The 18,713-nt window shown below is 70.4% G+C and carries 18 protein-coding genes; 12 read left to right on the top strand and 6 right to left on the bottom strand.

All coding sequences use genetic code 11. From position 1 onward, the window contains the following. The first annotated feature begins 83 nt into the window (after positions 1-83). From FF096_RS18020 to FF096_RS18010, 3 genes are all read left to right on the top strand, one after another. Entirely contained in the window at positions 84-1,091 is a 1,008-nt protein-coding gene (locus FF096_RS18020) for a 1-aminocyclopropane-1-carboxylate deaminase (RefSeq protein WP_155219844.1), read from the top strand. Between the two features lie 140 nt (positions 1,092-1,231). After that, on the top strand, positions 1,232-2,002 hold the full coding sequence (locus tag FF096_RS18015) for a neutral zinc metallopeptidase (RefSeq protein WP_155219841.1): 771 nt from the start codon (positions 1,232-1,234) through the stop codon (positions 2,000-2,002). A gap of 100 nt (positions 2,003-2,102) precedes the next feature. Beyond that, positions 2,103-2,750, top strand: coding sequence for an HAD family phosphatase (locus tag FF096_RS18010; RefSeq protein WP_309223538.1), 648 nt, complete (start codon positions 2,103-2,105; stop codon positions 2,748-2,750). 65 nt (positions 2,751-2,815) lie between these two features. Here the strand turns inward: FF096_RS18010 and FF096_RS18005 are convergent, their stop codons facing one another. The 5 genes from FF096_RS18005 to FF096_RS17985 all read right to left on the bottom strand — a co-directional run bounded on the left by FF096_RS18005 (position 2,816) and on the right by FF096_RS17985 (position 9,311). Next, the gene (locus tag FF096_RS18005; RefSeq protein ID WP_155219838.1) at positions 2,816-5,365 is read right to left on the bottom strand and encodes an ABC transporter permease; all 2,550 of its coding nucleotides are present in this window, start codon (positions 5,363-5,365) and stop codon (positions 2,816-2,818) included. Continuing rightward, entirely contained in the window at positions 5,365-6,132 is a 768-nt protein-coding gene (locus FF096_RS18000) for an ABC transporter ATP-binding protein (protein ID WP_309223518.1), read from the bottom strand. The genes FF096_RS18005 and FF096_RS18000 overlap by 1 nt, the downstream gene beginning before the upstream one ends. A 265-nt stretch (positions 6,133-6,397) precedes the next feature. Continuing rightward, positions 6,398-7,081 (bottom strand): response regulator transcription factor, encoded by a 684-nt coding sequence (locus FF096_RS17995; RefSeq protein ID WP_155219831.1) that lies wholly within the window; start codon positions 7,079-7,081, stop codon positions 6,398-6,400. 39 nt (positions 7,082-7,120) lie between these two features. After that, positions 7,121-8,317: a sensor histidine kinase gene (locus tag FF096_RS17990; RefSeq protein ID WP_155219828.1), complete on the bottom strand. Its 1,197-nt coding sequence runs from the start codon at positions 8,315-8,317 to the stop codon at positions 7,121-7,123. A 79-nt stretch (positions 8,318-8,396) separates the two neighbouring features. Continuing rightward, positions 8,397-9,311 carry a PD-(D/E)XK nuclease family protein gene (locus FF096_RS17985; protein ID WP_155219825.1) on the bottom strand — a complete coding sequence of 305 codons (915 nt, stop codon included), beginning with the start codon at positions 9,309-9,311 and terminating at the stop codon, positions 8,397-8,399. A gap of 125 nt (positions 9,312-9,436) precedes the next feature. On the opposite strand from FF096_RS17985, the gene FF096_RS17980 reads away from it, so the two are divergent. The 3 genes from FF096_RS17980 to FF096_RS17970 all read left to right on the top strand — a co-directional run bounded on the left by FF096_RS17980 (position 9,437) and on the right by FF096_RS17970 (position 12,297). Continuing rightward, positions 9,437-10,558, top strand: a complete 1,122-nt coding sequence (locus FF096_RS17980; protein WP_375335355.1) for a M50 family metallopeptidase — start codon at positions 9,437-9,439, stop codon at positions 10,556-10,558. A gap of 47 nt (positions 10,559-10,605) precedes the next feature. Beyond that, positions 10,606-11,577 (top strand): tRNA (adenine-N1)-methyltransferase, encoded by a 972-nt coding sequence (locus tag FF096_RS17975; protein ID WP_375335354.1) that lies wholly within the window; start codon positions 10,606-10,608, stop codon positions 11,575-11,577. 150 nt (positions 11,578-11,727) lie between these two features. Beyond that, a complete protein-coding gene (locus FF096_RS17970) occupies positions 11,728-12,297 on the top strand; it encodes a hypothetical protein (protein ID WP_155219820.1) in 570 nt (189 codons plus the stop codon). 56 nt (positions 12,298-12,353) lie between these two features. On the opposite strand, the gene FF096_RS17965 is transcribed toward FF096_RS17970, so the two are convergent. Then, on the bottom strand, positions 12,354-12,647 hold the full coding sequence (locus tag FF096_RS17965; RefSeq protein ID WP_309223537.1) for a ferredoxin: 294 nt from the start codon (positions 12,645-12,647) through the stop codon (positions 12,354-12,356). Positions 12,648-12,825: 178 nt separating this feature from the next. On the opposite strand from FF096_RS17965, the gene arc reads away from it, so the two are divergent. The 6 genes from arc (at position 12,826) to prcA (ending at position 18,686) form a co-directional block, all read left to right on the top strand. Next, entirely contained in the window at positions 12,826-14,607 is a 1,782-nt protein-coding gene (gene arc, locus FF096_RS17960; RefSeq protein WP_309223516.1) for a proteasome ATPase, read from the top strand. Between the two features lie 213 nt (positions 14,608-14,820). Next, entirely contained in the window at positions 14,821-16,338 is a 1,518-nt protein-coding gene (gene dop, locus FF096_RS17955) for a depupylase/deamidase Dop (RefSeq protein WP_155219817.1), read from the top strand. 104 nt (positions 16,339-16,442) lie between these two features. Beyond that, positions 16,443-16,658, top strand: coding sequence for a ubiquitin-like protein Pup (locus FF096_RS17950; protein ID WP_092380345.1), 216 nt, complete (start codon positions 16,443-16,445; stop codon positions 16,656-16,658). A 168-nt stretch (positions 16,659-16,826) separates the two neighbouring features. Then, positions 16,827-17,036 carry an endonuclease VII domain-containing protein gene (locus tag FF096_RS17945; protein ID WP_309223536.1) on the top strand — a complete coding sequence of 70 codons (210 nt, stop codon included), beginning with the start codon at positions 16,827-16,829 and terminating at the stop codon, positions 17,034-17,036. Beyond that, positions 16,955-17,794 (top strand): proteasome subunit beta, encoded by an 840-nt coding sequence (gene prcB / locus FF096_RS17940; protein ID WP_309223515.1) that lies wholly within the window; start codon positions 16,955-16,957, stop codon positions 17,792-17,794. Before FF096_RS17945 ends, prcB begins: the two co-directional genes overlap by 82 nt. A gap of 61 nt (positions 17,795-17,855) precedes the next feature. Beyond that, entirely contained in the window at positions 17,856-18,686 is an 831-nt protein-coding gene (gene prcA / locus FF096_RS17935; RefSeq protein WP_309223514.1) for a proteasome subunit alpha, read from the top strand. Positions 18,687-18,713 lie beyond the last annotated feature (27 nt).

Here is an 18,713-nt window from a genome sequence, read left to right as displayed (position 1 = left end):
ACGCCCCCGTCCCGTAGTGCCGGGCGGCGACGGGTCGCGCGGGAACCTTGACACCCAGATGAATGCTACGTGCAATATATTGCATGTCTCTCGCCGAGTTCGACCGTTACCCGTTGCTCTTCGGTCCCAGCCCGATCCACCCGTTGGACCGGCTGAGCCGCCACCTGGGCGGTGCCCGGATCTGGGCCAAACGGGAGGATTGCAACAGTGGACTCGCCTTCGGCGGGAACAAGACCCGCAAGCTGGAGTACCTGCTGCCCGACGCCCTCGCGCGCGGCGCGGACACCCTGGTCAGCATCGGCGGCGTGCAGTCCAACCACACCCGGCAGGTGGCCGCCGTGGCGGCCCGCGCCGGCCTGAAGGCCGTCCTGGTGCAGGAGAGCTGGGTGGACTGGCCCGACCCGGTCAACGACAAGGTCGGCAACATCCTGCTGTCGCGGGTCATGGGTGCCGAGGTGCGCCTCGGGCGGGACGGGTTCGGCATCGGCATCAAGGAGAGCTGGCAACGGGCGGTGGAGGAGGTCCGGGCCCGCGGCGGCGTGCCGTACGCGATCCCCGCCGGGGCGTCCGACCACCCGCTGGGCGGGCTCGGTTTCGCCAACTGGGCCGAGGAGGTCCGGCAGCAGGAGCGGGAGCTGGGCGTCTTCTTCGACACGATCGTGGTGTGCAGCGTCACCGGCAGCACCCAGGCGGGGATGATCGCCGGTTTCGCCGGCCAGGACCGGCCCCGCCGGGTGATCGGCATCGACGCCTCGGCGAAGCTCGACGAGACCCGGGCCCAGGTGGAGAAGATCGCCCGCAACACCGCCGAGCTCATCGGCCTGCGGCGGGACCTGCGCGACGACGAGATCACCGTCCTGGCGGGCTGGGCGGGGGACCGGTACGGAATCCCGGTGCAGTCCACCCTGGACGCCATCCGGCTCACCGGCGAGCTGGAAGGCATGATCATCGACCCGGTGTACGAGGGCAAGTCGATGGCCGGACTGATCGACCTCGTCCGTACCCGGGACATCCCCGCCGACGCCAACGTCCTCTACGCCCACCTGGGCGGCCAACCGGCCCTGAACGCGTACCACACCCTCTTCGCCTGAGCCCGCCCCGACTACCGGCGGTCCGCCGTCAGCGGTCCGGTGGGCGATCGGCGTCGGCTCGTGGAGCCGGTCGACTGAACCGGACGGGGCGGTAAGGCGTACCTGACGGCAACGGGCGTGACGGTCGTACCGTCGGGGTACTGGTCGGACGACGCCGAGCTGGGAGGAACAGGGTGACGGCAGGTGGGCGAGGGCGACGCCGGGGGAGGCTCGCCGGCCTGGCGGTGGCACTGGTGGCGGCGGCCGCCTGCATGGTGGAGCCGGTGGGCGGGTCGGCCGACCCGACCGGGCAGCGGGAACCGGCCACCCCCACCGGCGAGGTGACCCGGGCCGACGGCACCGACACGGTGGAGGAGTTCCGGCAGGACATGGCCGACGCGCAGCGACTCTCCGAGGTGTACTGGGCGGAGCAGTTCAAGGCGGCGGGGCGGTCCTTCCGGCCGATCCGGCGGGTCATCCCGTACCAGCGTGATGGTGAGGTCTCCTGCGGTGGCCAGGAGGTGCCCCGCAACAACGCGGTCTACTGCACCGTCAGCGACTTCATCGCGTACGACATCAACTGGTCCTTCGGTGCCTTCCGGCAGATCGGTGACGCGTTCGTGTTCTACCTGCTCGGCCACGAGTACGCACACGGCATCCAGACCCGGCTGGGCATCCGCTACTCCTTCACCATCCAGCAGGAGTTGCAGGCCGACTGCATGGCCGGGGCGTTCCTCGGCGACTCGGTCCGCGCCGGTCGGCTCACCCTCGACGAGGGCGACCTCGACGAGTTCCACGAGGGGCTGCTGGCCGTCGGCGACGATCCGGGGCAACCGTGGTTCGCGGAGGGCTCGCACGGCACCCCCGAACAGCGGGCCGAGTCGTTCTTCCGTGGCTACGAGCGGTCCCTGGCCGCCTGCGATCTTGGTTGAGAAAGGTCACTGTGCCGGGCACGGGGTCACGCCGGCTGGCAGGATTCACCGGTTACCCGAGCCTGAGGAGGATCCGGTGAGCAGCACCCGCCCGGCCGCCGTGCTCTTCGACATGGACGGCACCCTGGTCGACAGCGAGCGACTGTGGGACATCGCGCTGGCCGAACTCGCGCAACGCTACGGCGGCACGCTGTCCACCGCCGCCCGGCGGGCCATCGTCGGCACCGGCATGGCCGACTCGATGCGTATCCTGCACGACGACCTGGGACAGCCACACCGGGATCCGCAGGCCAGCGCGGAGTGGATCAACACGCGGATCCTGGAGCTGTTCCGCACCGGACTGCAGTGGCGTCCCGGAGCACTGGCCCTGCTCGGCGCGGTCCGGCAGGCGCGGATCCCCACCGCCCTGGTCACCTCCAGCGGTCGGCCGCTGGTCGAGATCGCCCTGGACACCCTCGGCCGGGACAGCTTCGACGTGGTGGTCTGCGGCGACGAGGTCGACGCGACCAAGCCGCACCCGGAGCCGTACCTGACCGCCGCCCGGCTGCTCGGGGTGCCGATCGACAGGTGCGTGGCGATCGAGGACTCGGCGACCGGGGTGGCCAGCGCGGTCGCCGCCGGAGCCGCAGTGCTGGCCGTACCCGCCGAGGTGCCGCTGGCACCGACCGACGGCGTACACCAACTGGAGAGCCTGCTCCTGGCGGACCTGGAACTGCTCGGCGGACTGCTGCGGCGCGACCTCGGCTGACACCGTCCGACGCGCCGAGCGGCCCCTGCCACCGTCCGGTGACAGGGGCCGCTCGTCCGGTTGCCTCAGTCGTGGGCGATGGCGCCCAGCACGTTGATCCGGGCGGCCCGGAACGCCGGCAGCACCGCCGCGATCACCCCGACGAACGCGGCCAGGCCGAGGAAGACACCCATCTGGCTCCACGGCAGGACCAGCTTGGTGATCCCCTCGTCGCGTAGGGCCTCCACCACCGCGGCGCCGAGAGCGGCACCGACCACGACACCGAGCAGCGCGCCGAACACCGAGATCACCACCGCCTCGACAGTGATCATGCCCATGGTCTGCGACCGGCGCAGACCGATCGCGCGCAGCAGACCCAACTCCCGGGTCCGCTCCAACACCGACAGGGCGAGGGTGTTGATGATGCCGAGCACCGCGATCACGATCGCCAGCGCCAACAGGATCTGGATCATCTGGAGCAGCGCGTCGAGTTGACCGGCCTGCTCCTCGATGAACGCGTCCCGGTCGGCGACAGACACCTCCGGACTGTCCGCCAGCAACGCCTCCACCCGGGGCAGCACGTCGGCCGCCCGGACCCCCGGCTCCAACTGGATGTAGCCCTGGATGGGCTGCGGGATGGCGAAGTCACGCGCCGCCTCGGCCGGCAGCGTCACACCACCGAACAGCGGGGTGCTCTCGTAGATGCCGGTGACCGTGTAGGTGCTCTCCTCGCCCCGGGCCAGCTGCACCGGCACCGTCGAGCCGACCGACAGGCCACGCGACTCCGCCCGGTCCGAACTGATCAACATCTGGCCGGGCCCCAGCCGCTCGATGTCCCCGGCGGTGGCGGTGGCGCCGAACATCCGCACCAACGCGCTCGGCTCGCTGGAGGCGGCGACCCAGGTACGCTCGCCACCGACCATCGCCATGTCGCCGTACTCGCCGTCGACGAGCCGGACCCCGGGGATCGCCTTCGCCTCGTCCAGCACCGCCGGGTCGAACGTCGGCGGGCGCGGACCGGACTGCGCCCCGGCGATCACCAGCTCGGCCTTGATGGTGTCCTGCGCCAGGCCGCTGATGCTGCTCTTGGCCGAATCCAGGATCACCGTGATGCCGGTGACCAGGGCGATGCCCACCATCAGCGCGGCGGCGGTGATCGCGGTGCGGCGCGGGTTGCGACCGGAGTTGAGCCGGCCCAGCTTGCCCGGCACCCAACCGGAGAAGACCGTGCCCAGCGCCGCCACCACCGGACGGCTGATCAGCGGCGTCAACAGGGCCACCCCGATGAACGCGAACAGCACGCCACCGAGGATGGTGGCCAGCGTGTTGCCACCGGCGTGCCCGCCCAGGCCGAGGAAGAGCAACGTGGCGCCGACCGCGGTGACCAGCGCGCCACCGACGGTCACCTTGGTCAACGGTCGATCCGGCGTGGCGACGTCCTGCATCGCCGCGATCGGTGGGATCCGGGCGGCCCGCAGCGCCGGCAGCAACGCCGCCAGCACGGTGATCACCAGACCGACACCGAACGCACCGATCACCGCCGACGCGGGCACCGCGACCCCGGCCAGCTCCAGCCCACCGGCGAGGTTGCCGAACAGGTACGCCAACAGCGCCCCGATGCCGATGCCGGCGGCCAGGCCGAGCAGCGAGGCGATCAACCCGACGGCGATCGCCTCCAACACCACCGAGCCGATGATCTGCTTGCCGCTGGCGCCGACCGCCCGCAGCAACGCCAGCTCCCGGGTGCGCTGCGCCACGATGATCGAGAACGTGTTGAGGATCAGGAACGTGCCGACCAGCAGCGCCACCGCCGCGAAGCCGAGCAGGATCCGGTTGAAGAAGGACAGCCCCTCCTTCAGACCGGCGGCGGCATCGGCGGAGAGTTCCTCGCCGGTCTTGACCACGTAACCGTCGCCGACGGCCGCGGCCACCGCGTCGCGGAGCTGGTCGGTGGAGACGCCGTCGGCGGCGGTGACCACGATGTTGCTGAACGTGTCCGGCTCGCCGAGCATCAGCTGCTGCGCCACGGGCGTGGTGAACATGACCTCGTTGGCCCCACCGAGGGAGTCCCGGTCACCGCTGTAGCCGAAGATGCCGACGATGGTGAAGTCCTTGCGCGGCGCGAGGGTGAGCACGCCCACCCGGTCGCCGAGCTTCACCCGGCCGGCGTCCGCCAACCCCTTGTTGATCACGATTTCGTCGTCGGCCTGCGGCGCCCGGCCCTCGCGCAGCCGGACCAGGTCGCTCTCACCGACCCAGTTGCCGCCCAACTGGGGCGGCCCGAACGAGGTAACCGCCTTGCCGTTGCTGCCGATCAGCCGGGCACCGTCGACGGCGACCACACCGGTGGCCTCGGACACCCCGTCCACCGTCCGGACCTTCTCCAGCACCGCCGCCGGGAACGGGGTGGGCAACTGCTCGCCCTCGAACTCGCTGATCTCCAACCGTGGCTTGGCGGCCACGTTGACGTCCACTTCGGCGTACGCGTCGGCGAACAGCGAATCGAAGGAGCGGCCCAGGGTGTCGGTGAGGACGAAGGCGCCGGAGACGAACATGACGCCGAGCACCACGGCCAGGCCGGACAGGATCAGCCGGACCTTGCGAGCCAGCAGACTCTTCAGGGTTGCCCGGAACATCAGCCGGTCACCTCGGCGGGCGTGTCGAGCTTCTTCATCGTGTCCAGCACCGTGTCGGCGGTCGGCTCGATCAACTCCGAGACGATCTGACCGTCGGCGAGGAAGACCACCCGGTCGGCGTACGCCGCCGCCACCGGATCGTGGGTCACCATGACGATGGTCTGCCCGTGCTGGCGTACCGAGTTGCGTAGGAAGTTCAGCACCTCGGCACCGGCCCGCGAGTCGAGGTTGCCGGTCGGCTCGTCGGCGAAGATCACTTCGGGGCGGGCGACCAGGGCACGGGCACACGCCACCCGCTGCTGCTGACCACCGGACAACTGCGCCGGCCGGTGACCCAACCGGTCCCGCAGGCCCACCGTGTCGATCACCACGTCGTACCAGGCCGGGTCCGGCTTACGCCCGGCGATCGACAACGGGAGCAGGATGTTCTCCTTGGCGGTCAACGTCGGCAGCAGGTTGAACTGCTGGAAGATGAAGCCGACCTTGTCCCGACGCAGCTTCGTCAGACCCGCGTCACCGAGCCCGGTGACGGTGGTGTCGCCGATCATCACCGTCCCCCGGGTCACCGAGTCCAACCCGGCCAGGCAGTGCATCAAGGTCGACTTACCGGAACCCGACGGGCCCATGATCGCGGTGAACCGTCCGCGTTCGAACTCCGCGCTGACCCCCCGCAAGGCGATGACCTGGGCCTCGCCGCTGCCATACACCTTCCACACATCGCTCGCCCGGGCTGCGGCCGTTGCCGACTGGCCTGTCGTAGCGGTCACGTCGTGTACCTCTCCGTCGTCTGGTCGCACCGACCCCCGCTGGTCCGGCGCGGATCCATCATCTGTGCTGCCTGTTACGAATCCGTCCGACTCCGGGCGGAGCCGCAGCGGATTTCCGGCTGCGGGTATCCCCGAAACCGACGTCAGGGATGTCCCCGAATCGGCAGCCCGATGGTCCCGGTCATCCTGAACGTTGCCGTCGTGTGAGGGTCAACCGAATTCCACCGGAGACAGTCACGGTAGGTGACGGACGCAACCGCCGGAGCTACGTCCCGGGACGGACCAGACCTGATTCGTACGCCAACACCACGGCCTGCACCCGGTCGCGTAGCCCGAGCTTGGTCAACACGTGTCCCACGTGCGTCTTGATGGTGGTCTCGCTCACCGACAGCGCGCGGGCGATCTCGGCGTTCGACAAGCCGCGGGCGACCTGCACGAGCACCTCCCGCTCCCGGTCGGTGAGCGCGCTCAGTGCCTTCGACGGCGTCGCGGTCGGGTCCGGCAGCACGTCGGCGAAACGGTCCAACAGCCGACGCAGGATCCGGGGCGCCACCACGGCGTCTCCGGCGGCCACCGTGTGGATCGCGGTGACCAGATCCTCCGCCGGCACGTCCTTGGCCAGGAAGCCACTCGCCCCGGCCCGCAGCGCCCCCACCACGTACTCGTCCAGATCGAAGGTGGTCAGGATGAGCACCCGCACCGGCAACCGGGCGTCCACGATCGCCCGGGTGGCGCTCACTCCGTCCATCCGGGGCATCCGGATGTCCATCAGCACCACGTCCGGCAGCAGGCGACGGGACAACTCCACCGCCTCCACGCCGTCGCCCGCCTCCGCGACGATGTCCAGGTCGGTCTCCGCGCCGAGGACCATCCGGAAGCCCGTACGCAGCAGCGGCTGGTCGTCGGCGAGCAGGATCCGTACCGGCCTGCGGTCCGTCGAATCGACCATCTGGTCCTCCCTGTCGGACTGCGTCTCTCACCCGGCGACTCACCTGCGGCCCGGGTCGGGCAGCGGTTCGACCGGAATCCGGGCGTACACCCGGTAGCCACCGCCGGTCCGCGCGCCGATGTGCAGGATCCCACCGTAGAGGCCGACCCGCTCCCGCATCCCGACCAGGCCATGCCCGACCTGATCGGTGCCCGGCGACGGCCCGCGGCCGGTGTCGGTGACCTCGACCTCCACCGCGTCGGCGGTGAAACCGACCCGCACCCGCGCGGTGGCCGTCCCGGCGTGCTTGAGGGCGTTCGTCAGCGCCTCCTGCACGATCCGGTACACGGTCAACGCCACCCCCTCCTCCAGGTGCCCCGGCACACCCGTCACGCTCAGCGTCACCGGCAGCCCGGCCTCACGGACCTGATCGGCCAGCGCCTCGATACCGGCGATGCCCGGCTGCGGCGCCAACTCCGCCGCCGGCTCGGCCTCGGTCCGCAACACGTCGAGCAGCCGACGCAGTTCCCGCAGCGTCGCCCGGCTGGTCTCCTCGATCGTGGCGATCGCCTCGTCGGCGCTGTCCGGATCGCGGCGCAGCACCCGCCGCACGCCGGTCGCCAGCACCCCCATCACGCTGACATGGTGGGCGACGACGTCGTGCAACTCGCGGGCGATCCGTCGCCGCTCGTCCGCGACCGCCTGCTCGGCCAGAGCCCGCTGGTTCGCCTCGGCCACCCGGGCCCGCTCCCGCAGCGCCTCGGTGGAGGTGCGCCGCGCGTGCACCGTCCGACCCACCGAGAACGACACGATCCCCACCAGGATGTTGTTCGCGACCAGGAACGCCGAACCGACCTGCGGGATGCCCTCCGGCGGCAGCAGGGCGTTCACGACGGCCACCGGAAGCCACAGCACCACCGCCGCGACCAGCGCCCTTCGGGTCGGCTGGTGGGCCGCCATCGTGTAGGTGAGCACCACCAGGGTGAAGCTCTGCGTGGTCGGTGACACCTCGACCACGATCGGCAGCAGCAACGTCGCCACCGCCGCCAGCAGCGCCGGCCACGGCGCCACCCGGCGTACCACCACCGGCGCGGCGCACAACACGCTCCACCCCAGCGCCGCCGGCAGCGGCCCGGGCCAGAACTCCCGAGGGGTGAGCAGGGTGAACACGATCTCCCCCAGGACCAGGCCGACGGCCAGCAGCGCGTCACCGACCAGCGGATTGCGCCGCAGCCACCGCCTCAGACCGTTACCCATTCCACGACGCTAGCCGCCGACACCGGCGAAAGATCGTCTTGTGTGCTGACTCCCGCCTCATCCCAGCGGAGGAGGGCGGCTACTCGTCGGCTCCGGGCTGCACCGGAACGGACCGGGCGTCGCGCAGCGGATCGGGCGTCGCCGCCGACTCCGGAAAGGGCGGCGGCGTGCCGCCGTAACTGGGGCACAGCGCCTGGTGACTGCACCAGTCGCACAGTCGGCTCGGCCGGGGCCGGAAATCCCGGGTGGCGGTGGCCTGCTCGATCGCCCGCCACAACGCCACCACCGTCCGCTCGAATCGCGCCAATTCCTCCGCGTCCGGGGTGTAGTCACACACCTCGGCGTCCTTGAGGTAGAGCAGGCGCAGCACCCGGGGCACCACGCCACGGGTACGCCACAACACCAGCGCGTAGAACTTCAGCTGGAACAGGGCCCGCGCCTCGAACGCCTCCCGTGGAGCCCCGCCGGTCTTGTAGTCCACCACCCGCAACGCGCCGTCGGGGGCCACGTCGAGCCGGTCGAGGTAACCGCGGATCAGCAGCTCGTCGTCGACCACGGCGGAGATCAGGCTCTCCCGCTCGGCCGGCTCCAACCGACGCGGATCCTCCACCGTGAAGTAGCCCACCAGCAGCGCCGAAGCCGAGCGGAGGAACTCCGCGAGGGCGGCCGGATCGGCGTCCGAGAAGAGCCCGGCCAGCTCCGGCTGCTCGGTGACCAGACGGTCCCACTGACCGGCCACGAGGTCACCGGCGGCCTGCGGGGTGCGGGCCGGTGCCGGCAGGTCGAACAACCGCTCCAGCACCGCGTGCACCAGCGTGCCCCGGGCCTGCTCCACCGTGGGCCGCTCGGGCAGCCGGTCGATGCTGCGGAACCGGTAGAGCAACGGGCAGGTCTTGAAATCCGCCGCCCGCGACGGTGACAGCGAGGCCCGCACCGTCGTCGGCAACTCGGTCGGGGTCGTCGCCTGCGCAGTGATCACCGGTTCCGCCGTCATGCCCCCGAAGGTTAGGGCACCGGTGTGACAGGCCGACCGCCGCCGCTCCGGTACGTGATCTCCCGCCGCGTAGCATCAGCCCGATGGAACAGCGCAGGCGACCACGGGCCAGCCCGCGCCCCGGCATGCGGGTGGGCCGGATCCTCGGGGTGCCGCTGTACCTGAACGCCTCGATTCTGCTGCTCGCCCTCCTGATCACGGTCCTGTACGGCGAACTCGCCGGCCAGCGGCTGAACCTGTCCCCGCTCGGCGGGTACCTCGTCGGGGCCGGATTCGTCCTCGCCCTGCTCGGTTCGGTGCTGGCCCACGAACTCGGCCACGCCCTCACCGCCCGCCGCTTCGGCATCGGGGTGCGGGGGATCACCCTGGAACTGCTCGGCGGATACACCGAGATGGACCGCGACGCGCCGACTCCCCGGATCGACCTGCTGGTGTCACTGGCCGGGCCGGCCGTCTCCGCGGTACTCGGGGCCGCCGCCGTGGCCGCGACCGTGGCCCTGCCCGACCGCACCGTGGCCGACCAACTCGCCTTCCAACTCGCGGCGAGCAACGTCATCGTCGCGGTGTTCAACATCCTGCCCGGCCTGCCGCTCGACGGCGGGCGGGCGTTGCGTGCGGCGGTCTGGGCCCTGACCCGGGACCGGCACCGGGCCACCGAGGTGGCCGGATGGGCCGGACGGGTGCTGGCCGTCGGCACCGCGCTGCTGGTGGCCGTGCTCTACGCGACCGACGTGCTGAGCCTGCTGGCCCTGCCACTGACCGCTCTGGTCGCCCTCACCCTCTGGCACGGCGCCGGGCAGTCGATCCGGATGTCCCGCATCGGTCGGCGGCTCCCGCTGGTCGACCTGGCCAGCCTGGCCCGGCCGGTGTACACCGTGCCCACCGGCACCCCGCTGGCCGAGGCGCAGCGGCGCGCGGAGCAGGCGCACCCGGCCACCGAGCCGCGACCGCCGGTGGCGCTGCTGGTGACCGACTCCGCCGGACGGCCGGTGGCCCTGGTCGACCCGGCCGCCGCCGCGGCGGTGCCCGAGGCCCGTCGGCCCTGGTTGGCCGTGGACGCCGTCGCCCGTACCCTCGCCGACCTGCCGACCATCCCGGTGACCACCGACGGCGAACGGGTGCTGGAGACCGTGCAGACCCACCCGGGCGCACAGTACGTCGTGACGGCAGGCGAAGATGTCGTCGGCGTTCTGCACATCGCGGATCTGGCTCAACTGCTCGAACCTCACCGGAAGATGAACACGTGACCGTCACCCACTCCGCCCACCCGGCCAGCGACGAACCCGAGGAGAAGGTGGATCCGCCCGCCGTGCGGCGTGGGCCGTTCCAGCCGGGTGACCGGGTGCAGCTGACCGACCCCAAGGGGCGGATGCACACGGTGACCCTGGAGCCGGGCAAGGAGTTCCACACCCACCGGGGCATCCTGGCGCACGACACGCTGATCGGCCTGCCCGACGGCAGCGTGGTGACCACCTCCGGCGGCGGCACCGCGTTCCTGGCGCTGCGCCCGCTGCTGTCGGACTACGTGCTCTCCATGCCCCGTGGCGCCCAGGTCATCTACCCCAAGGACGCCGCCCAGATCGTCACCATGGGTGACATCTTCCCCGGCGCGAAGGTCCTCGAGGCCGGTGCCGGCTCCGGAGCGCTGAGCTGTTCGCTGCTGCGCGCGGTGGGCACCACCGGGGAGTTGCACTCCTACGAGCTGCGCGACGACTTCGCCCAGATCGCCCGCCGCAACGTCGAGGCGTTCTTCCGGGGCCCGCATCCCGCCTGGCACCTGCACGTCGGCGACGTTGCCGAATGCCGGGAGACCGGTTTCGACCGGATCATCCTGGACATGCTGACCCCCTGGGAGAACCTCGACATGGTCGAACGCGCGCTGCTGCCCGGCGGCGTGTTCATCGGCTACGTGGCCACCACCCCCCAGCTGTCCGAGCTGGTGGAGGCGCTACGCGAGCGCGGCGGCTGGACCGAGCCCCGAGCCTGGGAGTCGCTGGTGCGGGACTGGCACGCCGAAGGGCTGGCGGTCCGCCCCGACCACCGGATGATCGCGCACACCGCCTTCCTCGTCTCCGCGCGTAAGCTCGCCCCCGGAGTCACCGCCCCGCCCCGGCGTCGCAAGCCCAGCAAGGGCACCGAGGCGTACGCGCAGCGACGCCAGGCACTGCGCGAGGCGGAGGCGGCCCGGCAGGCGAGCGTGGTGGCACCCGAGGCGCGGGCCGGGCAGACACCACCCGACGTGGCGCAGGAGACGGACAAGCCGTGACGGCGGAATGGGGCGGCTGGGAGTGAGTGGGCTCATCCTGGGCAGGCTCGGCGGTGGCCGAGGTGACCACGTGAGCGGACGTGGCGAACGGACGGTCGGCGCGGTGCGGCGCACGCCTAGGCCGGTGCCGGGCGGGGGCGAGGTGATCCGATGAATCGTCCCGGCTTCGGTGGCGATCTACCGGCGGTCTTTCCCGACTGGTCGCCGTACGCCGATCTCGAATCGGCGGCGCGGGCCTACCTGCGTGACCCCGACGTCGCCCTGGAGGCACTCGGCGGTGTCCTGCGGGGGGCGTCGGTGCTCGGCTTCACCCTGGAGCGCTTCGTCAACGAGGTGAACGGCGTGTGGCAGGAGGTCGTCGTCTGCGACGGCAGCCGCCTGGTGCTCTGGCACGGCGAGGACGTGCCGCCGGGGGAGGGGCCGCCGGGTTCGATGACCTCGTCCCTGCGCGTGGTGCCGGTCTCCTCGGTCACCGAGGTGGGCTGCCGACGGCGGTTGTTCCGGCACGACAACGGTGAGATCCGGGTCGACAGCATCGACGTCTACCTGCTGCTGACCTCGCTGGACGAGTCGCCGCCGGGCGAGGAGACCACCGGCGGGCCCCGGCACGACGCGTTGCGCTTCGGCAAAACCCTCGACGACGGCGGCGCCGGGCAGATCGCCCGGTTGGAGGAGTTCGCCCGGTTGGTCGCCTCGGTGGTCGGCCGTCCGCTGCTGTAGCGGTCCCCCGTGCATCGCCCGCTCGGGTGATTCCGCGGGCCCGGTGGGCGTCCAGGTCAGTCGTCGGCCTCCGGGCCGGCGACTTCGACGCCGTCGCTGCCGCGTACGACGTGGATGCACTCGCCGGGGCACTCCTTGGCCGAGTCGATCACCTCGAGGCGCAGGTGCTCCGGCACGTCCACCCGGCCGCCCGGCGTCTGCACCAGCTCACCGTCCGGGCCCTTGACGTACGCCAACCCGTCGACGTCGAACTCGAAGACCTCCGGCGCGTACTGCACACACAGCCCGTCGCCCGTGCACAGATCCTGGTCAACCCAGACCTGCAACTGGTCGGTCGCGACCTCGGCCACCGGTGCACCCCCCATGTTCTCCCGTCCCACCCCTCGACGGTACCCGAATGCCGGTACCCGCCCGTCGACCCACCCTTGGCGATCAAGCTTCTGTGACGGGCGCGTTGCGGAGGACCGAATCGGGCTCATAGCGGCTAGTGTTAGGGCAGAACGTTCAAGCCCCCCGGGGAGGTGGGACGTGGCACGCAGCGACGACGCGGACTCGCGCGCCGCACGGTGGGAGAAGGAGGCCCACGATCTCTCCACGCAGGTCGCGTTCCTTCAAGAGGAACTCGCTCTGGTGCGGCGCAAGTTGACCGAGAGCCCCCGACACGTCCGGCAGCTCGAAGAGCGGCTGGCCGCCACCCAGGCGCAGTTGGCGCGGCTGACCGAGAACAACGAACGGCTCGTGAGCACCCTGAAAGAGGCTCGCGCGCAGATCGTGACGCTCAAGGAGGAGATCGACCGGCTCGCTCAACCCCCAAGTGGCTACGGCGTTTTCCTGGCCCGGCACGAAGACGGCACGGTCGACGTCTTCACCGGCGGACGGAAACTGCGCGTGGCGGTATCGCCCTCGCTCGACGTCGGCGAACTGCGCCGCGGCCAGGAGGTCCTGCTCAACGACGCGCTCAACATCGTTGACGCGTTCGGCTACGAGCGGGTCGGCGAGGTGGTCATGCTCAAGGAGATCCTCGCCGGTCCCGAGGGCGCGCCGGGTGACCGGGCGCTGGTGGTGTCGCACTCCGACGAGGAACGCATCGTGCACCTGGCCGACACCCTGATCGGCAGTGCGATCCGGGCCGGCGACTCGCTCATGATCGAACCTCGCTCGGCGTACGCGTACGAGCGGATTCCCAAGAGCGAGGTCGAGGAACTCGTCCTGGAGGAGGTGCCGGACGTCGACTACACCGACATCGGCGGCCTGCACTCCCAGATCGAGCAGATCCGTGACGCGGTCGAGTTGCCGTTCCTGCACGCCGACCTGTTCCGGGAGCACCAGCTGCGCCCGCCGAAGGGCATCCTGCTCTACGGTCCGCCGGGCTGTGGCAAGACCCTGATCGCCAAGGCGGTCGCCAACTCGCTCGCCAAGAAGATCGCCGAGCGGCGGGGCGAGGAGAAGCACACCAGCTTCTTCCTCAACATCAAGGGCCCCGAGCTGCTCAACAAGTACGTCGGTGAGACCGAGCGGCACATTCGGTTGATCTTCCAGCGGGCTCGGGAGAAGGCCGGCGAAGGCACTCCGGTCATCGTGTTCTTCGACGAGATGGACTCGGTCTTCCGCACCCGTGGCTCCGGTGTCTCCTCCGACGTGGAGAACACCATCGTGCCGCAGCTGCTCAGCGAGATCGACGGCGTCGAGGGGCTGGAGAACGTCATCGTCATCGGCGCCTCCAACCGGGAAGACATGATCGACCCGGCGATCCTGCGCCCGGGACGCCTCGACGTGAAGATCAAGATCGAGCGTCCGGACGCCGAGGCGGCCAAGGACATCTTCTCCAAGTACATCCTCCCGGGCCTGCCGCTGCACGCCGACGACCTCGCCGAACACGGCGGCGACGCCCAGGCCACCGTCGCCGCCATGATCGACGCGGTGGTGCTGCGGATGTACTCGGAGACGGAGGAGAACCGCTTCCTGGAGGTCACCTACGCCAACGGTGACAAGGAGGTCCTGTACTTCAAGGACTTCAACTCCGGCGCGATGATCCAGAACATCGTCGACCGGGGCAAGAAGATGGCCATCAAGGAGTTCCTCACCTCCGGTAGGAAAGGGTTGCGCCTGCAGCACCTCCTCGACGCCTGCGTCGACGAGTTCCGCGAGAACGAGGACCTGCCCAACACCACCAACCCCGACGACTGGGCCCGCATCTCCGGCAAGAAGGGCGAACGGATCGTCTACATCCGTACGCTCGTCTCCGGCGGCAAGGGCGCCGAGGCCGGACGCTCCATCGAGACCGCCAGCAACACCGGCCAATACCTCTGACCGGCACGCGCCACCAGGGCCCGTGACGCACGGCGTCACGGGCCCTGCCCGTGCCGGCGGCGGGCGTCGCCACCGGTCCGCCCAGCCGCGGATCGACGAACAGCGCAAGCCGCAGGTGCGACCCCGGGGGCCCGCTGCGCCCCCGGTCGGGTCAGTGACGACTACGCTCGACGTGACGGGGGACCGGTCGGGCAATACGAAGCGGGTAGGTCGATGAGCGTTAGACGAATCATGGGTACCGAGGTCGAGTACGGAATCTCCGTGCCCGGCCAGGCCGGAGCCAACCCGATGGTCACCTCCTCCCAGGTGGTGAACGCCTATGGCGCCCGACCGGAGCTGAACCGCGGTGGTCGGGCCCGCTGGGACTACGAGGAGGAGTCACCGCTGCGGGACGCCCGTGGCTTCACCTACTCCGGTGCGGTCTACGACCCGGCCGAGGCGCTCGCCGACGAGGACCTCGGCCTGGCCAACGTGATCCTGACCAACGGGGCGCGGCTCTACGTCGACCACGCGCACCCGGAGTACTCCACCCCCGAGGTGACCAACCCCCGCGACCTGGTCCGCTGGGACAAGGCGGGGGAGCGGGTGATGGCGGAGGCGGCCCGACGGGCCGCCACGATCCCCGGCAGCTCGCCGATCCACCTCTACAAGAACAACACCGACAACAAGGGCGCCAGCTACGGTGCCCACGAGAACTACCTCATGCGTCGGCAGACGCCGTTCGCCGACATCGTGGCGTACCTGACGCCGTTCTTCGTGACGCGGCAGATCGTCTGCGGTGCCGGCCGCGTCGGCATCGGCCAGGACGGTGGCCAGGCCGGTTTCCAGATCTCGCAGCGTGCCGACTTCTTCGAGGTCGAGGTCGGCCTGGAGACCACCCTCAAGCGGCCGATCATCAACACCCGCGACGAGCCGCACGCCGACGCCGACAAGTACCGCCGCCTGCACGTCATCATCGGCGACGCGAACCTCTCGGAGATCTCCACCTACCTCAAGGTGGGCACCACCGCGTTGATCCTCACGATGATCGAGGAGAAGGCGCTCGGCCCCGACCTCGGCATCGCCGACCCCGTCGGCGAGCTGCGCGCGGTCAGTCACGACCCGTCGCTGTCCCACCTGATGCGGCTGCGCGACGGGCGTCGACTGACCGCCATGGACGTGCAGTGGGCCTATCTGGAGCGGGTACGCGCCTTCGTCGACGACCGGTACGGCGACGACGTCGACGAGCAGACCGCCGACGTGCTGGACCGGTGGGAGGACGTGCTCGACCGGCTGGGACGCGACGTGATGCTCTGCGCCGACGAGTTGGACTGGGTGGCGAAGCTGCGGCTGCTGGAGGGCTACCGGGAGCGGGAGAAGCTCGGCTGGGGGTCGCACAAGCTCCAGCTGGTCGACCTCCAGTACTCCGACGTACGCCCGGAGAAGGGTCTCTATCACCGGCTGGTGTCCCGGGGGTCGATGAAGACGCTGCTCAGCGACGAGGAGAGCCGCACGGCGATGACCGAGCCGCCGGAGGACACCCGCGCCTACTTCCGGGGTCGCTGCCTGGCTCAGTACGCCTCCGAGGTGGTCGCCGCCAGCTGGGACTCGGTGATCTTCGACGTCGGTCGGGAGTCGCTGGTGCGGGTGCCGATGATGGAACCGGAACGGGGCACCAGGCGGCACGTCGGTGCGTTGTTCGACCGCTGCGCCAGCGCGAAGGATCTGCTGGAGACCCTGACCGGCGGCTGAGCCGTCGGTCGGGGCCGTCCCCGCGCGTCGGTACGGCGCGCGGGCGACGTTTCGTCACTCCTGCGAGGTAAGTTCATCGCAGGGAGATCGTGGAGGAGGCAACGATGGCCACTCGTGACAGCGGCGGTCAGTCGCAGTCGGGCAAGTCCCGTCAGGGCGAAGAGGTCGAGGACGTCACCGTCGAGGCGAACCCGGAGGTCGCCGAGCGGCACGCCGAGATCACCGAGGACGTCGACGACCTGCTCGACGAGATCGACTCCGTCCTTGAAGAGAACGCCGAAGAGTTCGTGAGAGGTTACGTGCAAAAAGGCGGCGAATAGGGCATCTGCCCGTTTTGCCCGACCGGTCGGGCGAAGTCTGCCCCCCAATGCAAGCGCTCGCTCCCCGTCACCACCTGCGGCGGCGGTACGGCATCGGTCAGCGGCAGTTCGACGAGCTGCTGACCGAGCAGGGCGGGGTGTTTGTGCGGTGACCCCGATCCGGAACATGTGGACCACGATCATCGCACCGGGTGGGTGCGCGGGATACTCTGCTTCAACTGCAACGGTGGTCTTGGCCAGTTCCGTGACAGTCCGACGAGGCTGGCCCGGGCCATCACGTACCTGAGAGGAACCACGTGGCAGCGGGTTTTGATCCATCCGGGCGTCTTCCAGATGTGTTCACCAACGCGGGGACGTCCTCCTTCACGGCATTCCTGAGCAAAGTGGCCCCCGAGATGCTGCCGGGCCGACGAGCGCTGCCCCCGGGCATGGCCGCCGATCTGGCCCCGCACGCCACCACGATCGTGGCCATCGCTGCCGCCGGTGGTGTGGTCATGGCCGGCGACCGGCGGGCCACCATGGGCAACCTGATCGCCCAGCGGGACATCGAGAAGGTCCACCCCGCCGACGCGTACTCGCTGGTGGGCATCGCCGGCACCGCCGGAGTCGGCATCGAGTTGATGCGACTGTTCCAGGTGGAGCTGGAACACTACGAGAAGATCGAGGGCGCGATGCTCTCGCTCGACGGCAAGGCGAACCGGCTCGCCTCGATGATCCGTGGCAATCTGGGCGCGGCCATGCAGGGACTGGCGGTGATTCCGCTGTTCGCCGGGTTCGACCTGGCGGCCGGCGATCCGGCACGGGCCGGGCGGATCTTCAGCTTCGACGTCACCGGCGGCCCGTACGAGGAGACCGGCTACGACGCGATCGGCTCGGGTTCGCTGTTCGCCAAGTCGGCGTTGAAGAAGCGGTACCGGGCCGGGCTGTCCGTCGAGGACGCGGTGCGGTTGGCGGTGGAGGCACTCTACGACGCCGCCGACGACGACACCGCGACCGGCGGACCCGACCTGACCCGACGGATCTACCCCGTGGTGATGACCGCGACGGCGGAGGGCACGCACCGGCTGACCGACGCGGAGACCTCGACGATCGCGGAGAGCGTGGTCGCCGGCCGGATGGAGAATCCGGGTGGCTGAGCCGCCCACCCGCAGCTGATCCCCGTTTCCCCGAGTACGCGCCCGAAGGAGAGCCGCCGCCGTGGCCATGCAGTTCTACGCCTCGCCCGAACAGATCATGCGCGACCGTTCCGAGTTGGCCCGCAAGGGCATCGCCCGGGGGCGCAGCGCGGTGGTCCTGAGCTACGCCGGTGGGGTGCTTTTCGTCGCCGAGAACCTCTCCAGCGCCCTGCACAAGGTCAGCGAGATCTACGACCGGATCGGGTTCGCCGCCGTGGGCCGGTACAACGAGTTCGAGAACCTGCGCCGGGCGGGTGTGCGGATGGCCGACCTGAACGGACTGAGCTATGACCGTCGTGACGTGACCGGTCTGGCGTTGGCCAACTCGTACGCGCAGATCCTCGGTGCCATCTTCACCGAGCAGTCGAAGCCGTTCGAGGTGGAGATCTGTGTGGCCGAGGTGGGTGCCACGCCCGAAGACGACTCCCTCTACCGCAACACCTACGACGGTTCGGTGACCGACGAGCCGGGGCGGATGGCGATGGGCGGTCAGGCCGAGGCGATCTCCGGGGTGCTCAAGTCGCACCACCGGCCGGACATGTCCCTCGGCGAGGCGGTCAAGGTGGCGGTGCAGGCGTTGAGCAGTGTCGGTGGCGAGGGTGGTGCCGCCCGTACGATCGCCGCCGACCAGTTGGAGGTCGCCGTCCTGGACCGCCACCGGGTGGGTCGTACCTTCCGGCGGATCACCGGGACCGCGTTGATCTCGCTGCTCGACGGCGACGCGACCGACGGAGCGGCCGAGGGCGACCGGGCACAGACCCCGAGTACGCCGACGGAGGAGGGGCACAAGCCGACCACCTCGGCGGGCTCGGCGGACCTGGAGGACAAGCCGGGCGAGGCCGCCGGGGACTGAGTCTCGGCCCGGTCTGTCGCGGCGTCC

This window comes from Micromonospora sp. CP22, from assembly GCF_009712475.1.
Lineage (GTDB): Bacteria > Actinomycetota > Actinomycetes > Mycobacteriales > Micromonosporaceae > Micromonospora.
The sequence above is the reverse complement of the archived record's forward strand: the minus strand, read 5'-3'. Positions and strand labels throughout refer to the sequence as shown.

What these genes read in the sequence shown, in the direction of transcription:
- FF096_RS18020 (WP_155219844.1), top strand. Translation starts at nt 84, where the DNA reads ATGTCTCTCGCCGAGTTCGACCGTTACCCGTTGCTCTTCGGTCCCAGC.
- FF096_RS18005 (WP_155219838.1), bottom strand. Translation starts at nt 5,365, where the DNA reads ATGTTCCGGGCAACCCTGAAGAGTCTGCTGGCTCGCAAGGTCCGGCTG.
- FF096_RS17995 (WP_155219831.1), bottom strand. Translation starts at nt 7,081, where the DNA reads ATGGTCGATTCGACGGACCGCAGGCCGGTACGGATCCTGCTCGCCGAC.
- FF096_RS17990 (WP_155219828.1), bottom strand. Translation starts at nt 8,317, where the DNA reads ATGGGTAACGGTCTGAGGCGGTGGCTGCGGCGCAATCCGCTGGTCGGT.
- FF096_RS17985 (WP_155219825.1), bottom strand. Translation starts at nt 9,311, where the DNA reads ATGACGGCGGAACCGGTGATCACTGCGCAGGCGACGACCCCGACCGAG.
- FF096_RS17980 (WP_375335355.1), top strand. Translation starts at nt 9,437, where the DNA reads ATGCGGGTGGGCCGGATCCTCGGGGTGCCGCTGTACCTGAACGCCTCG.
- FF096_RS17970 (WP_155219820.1), top strand. Translation starts at nt 11,728, where the DNA reads ATGAATCGTCCCGGCTTCGGTGGCGATCTACCGGCGGTCTTTCCCGAC.
- dop (WP_155219817.1), top strand. Translation starts at nt 14,821, where the DNA reads ATGAGCGTTAGACGAATCATGGGTACCGAGGTCGAGTACGGAATCTCC.
- FF096_RS17950 (WP_092380345.1), top strand. Translation starts at nt 16,443, where the DNA reads ATGGCCACTCGTGACAGCGGCGGTCAGTCGCAGTCGGGCAAGTCCCGT.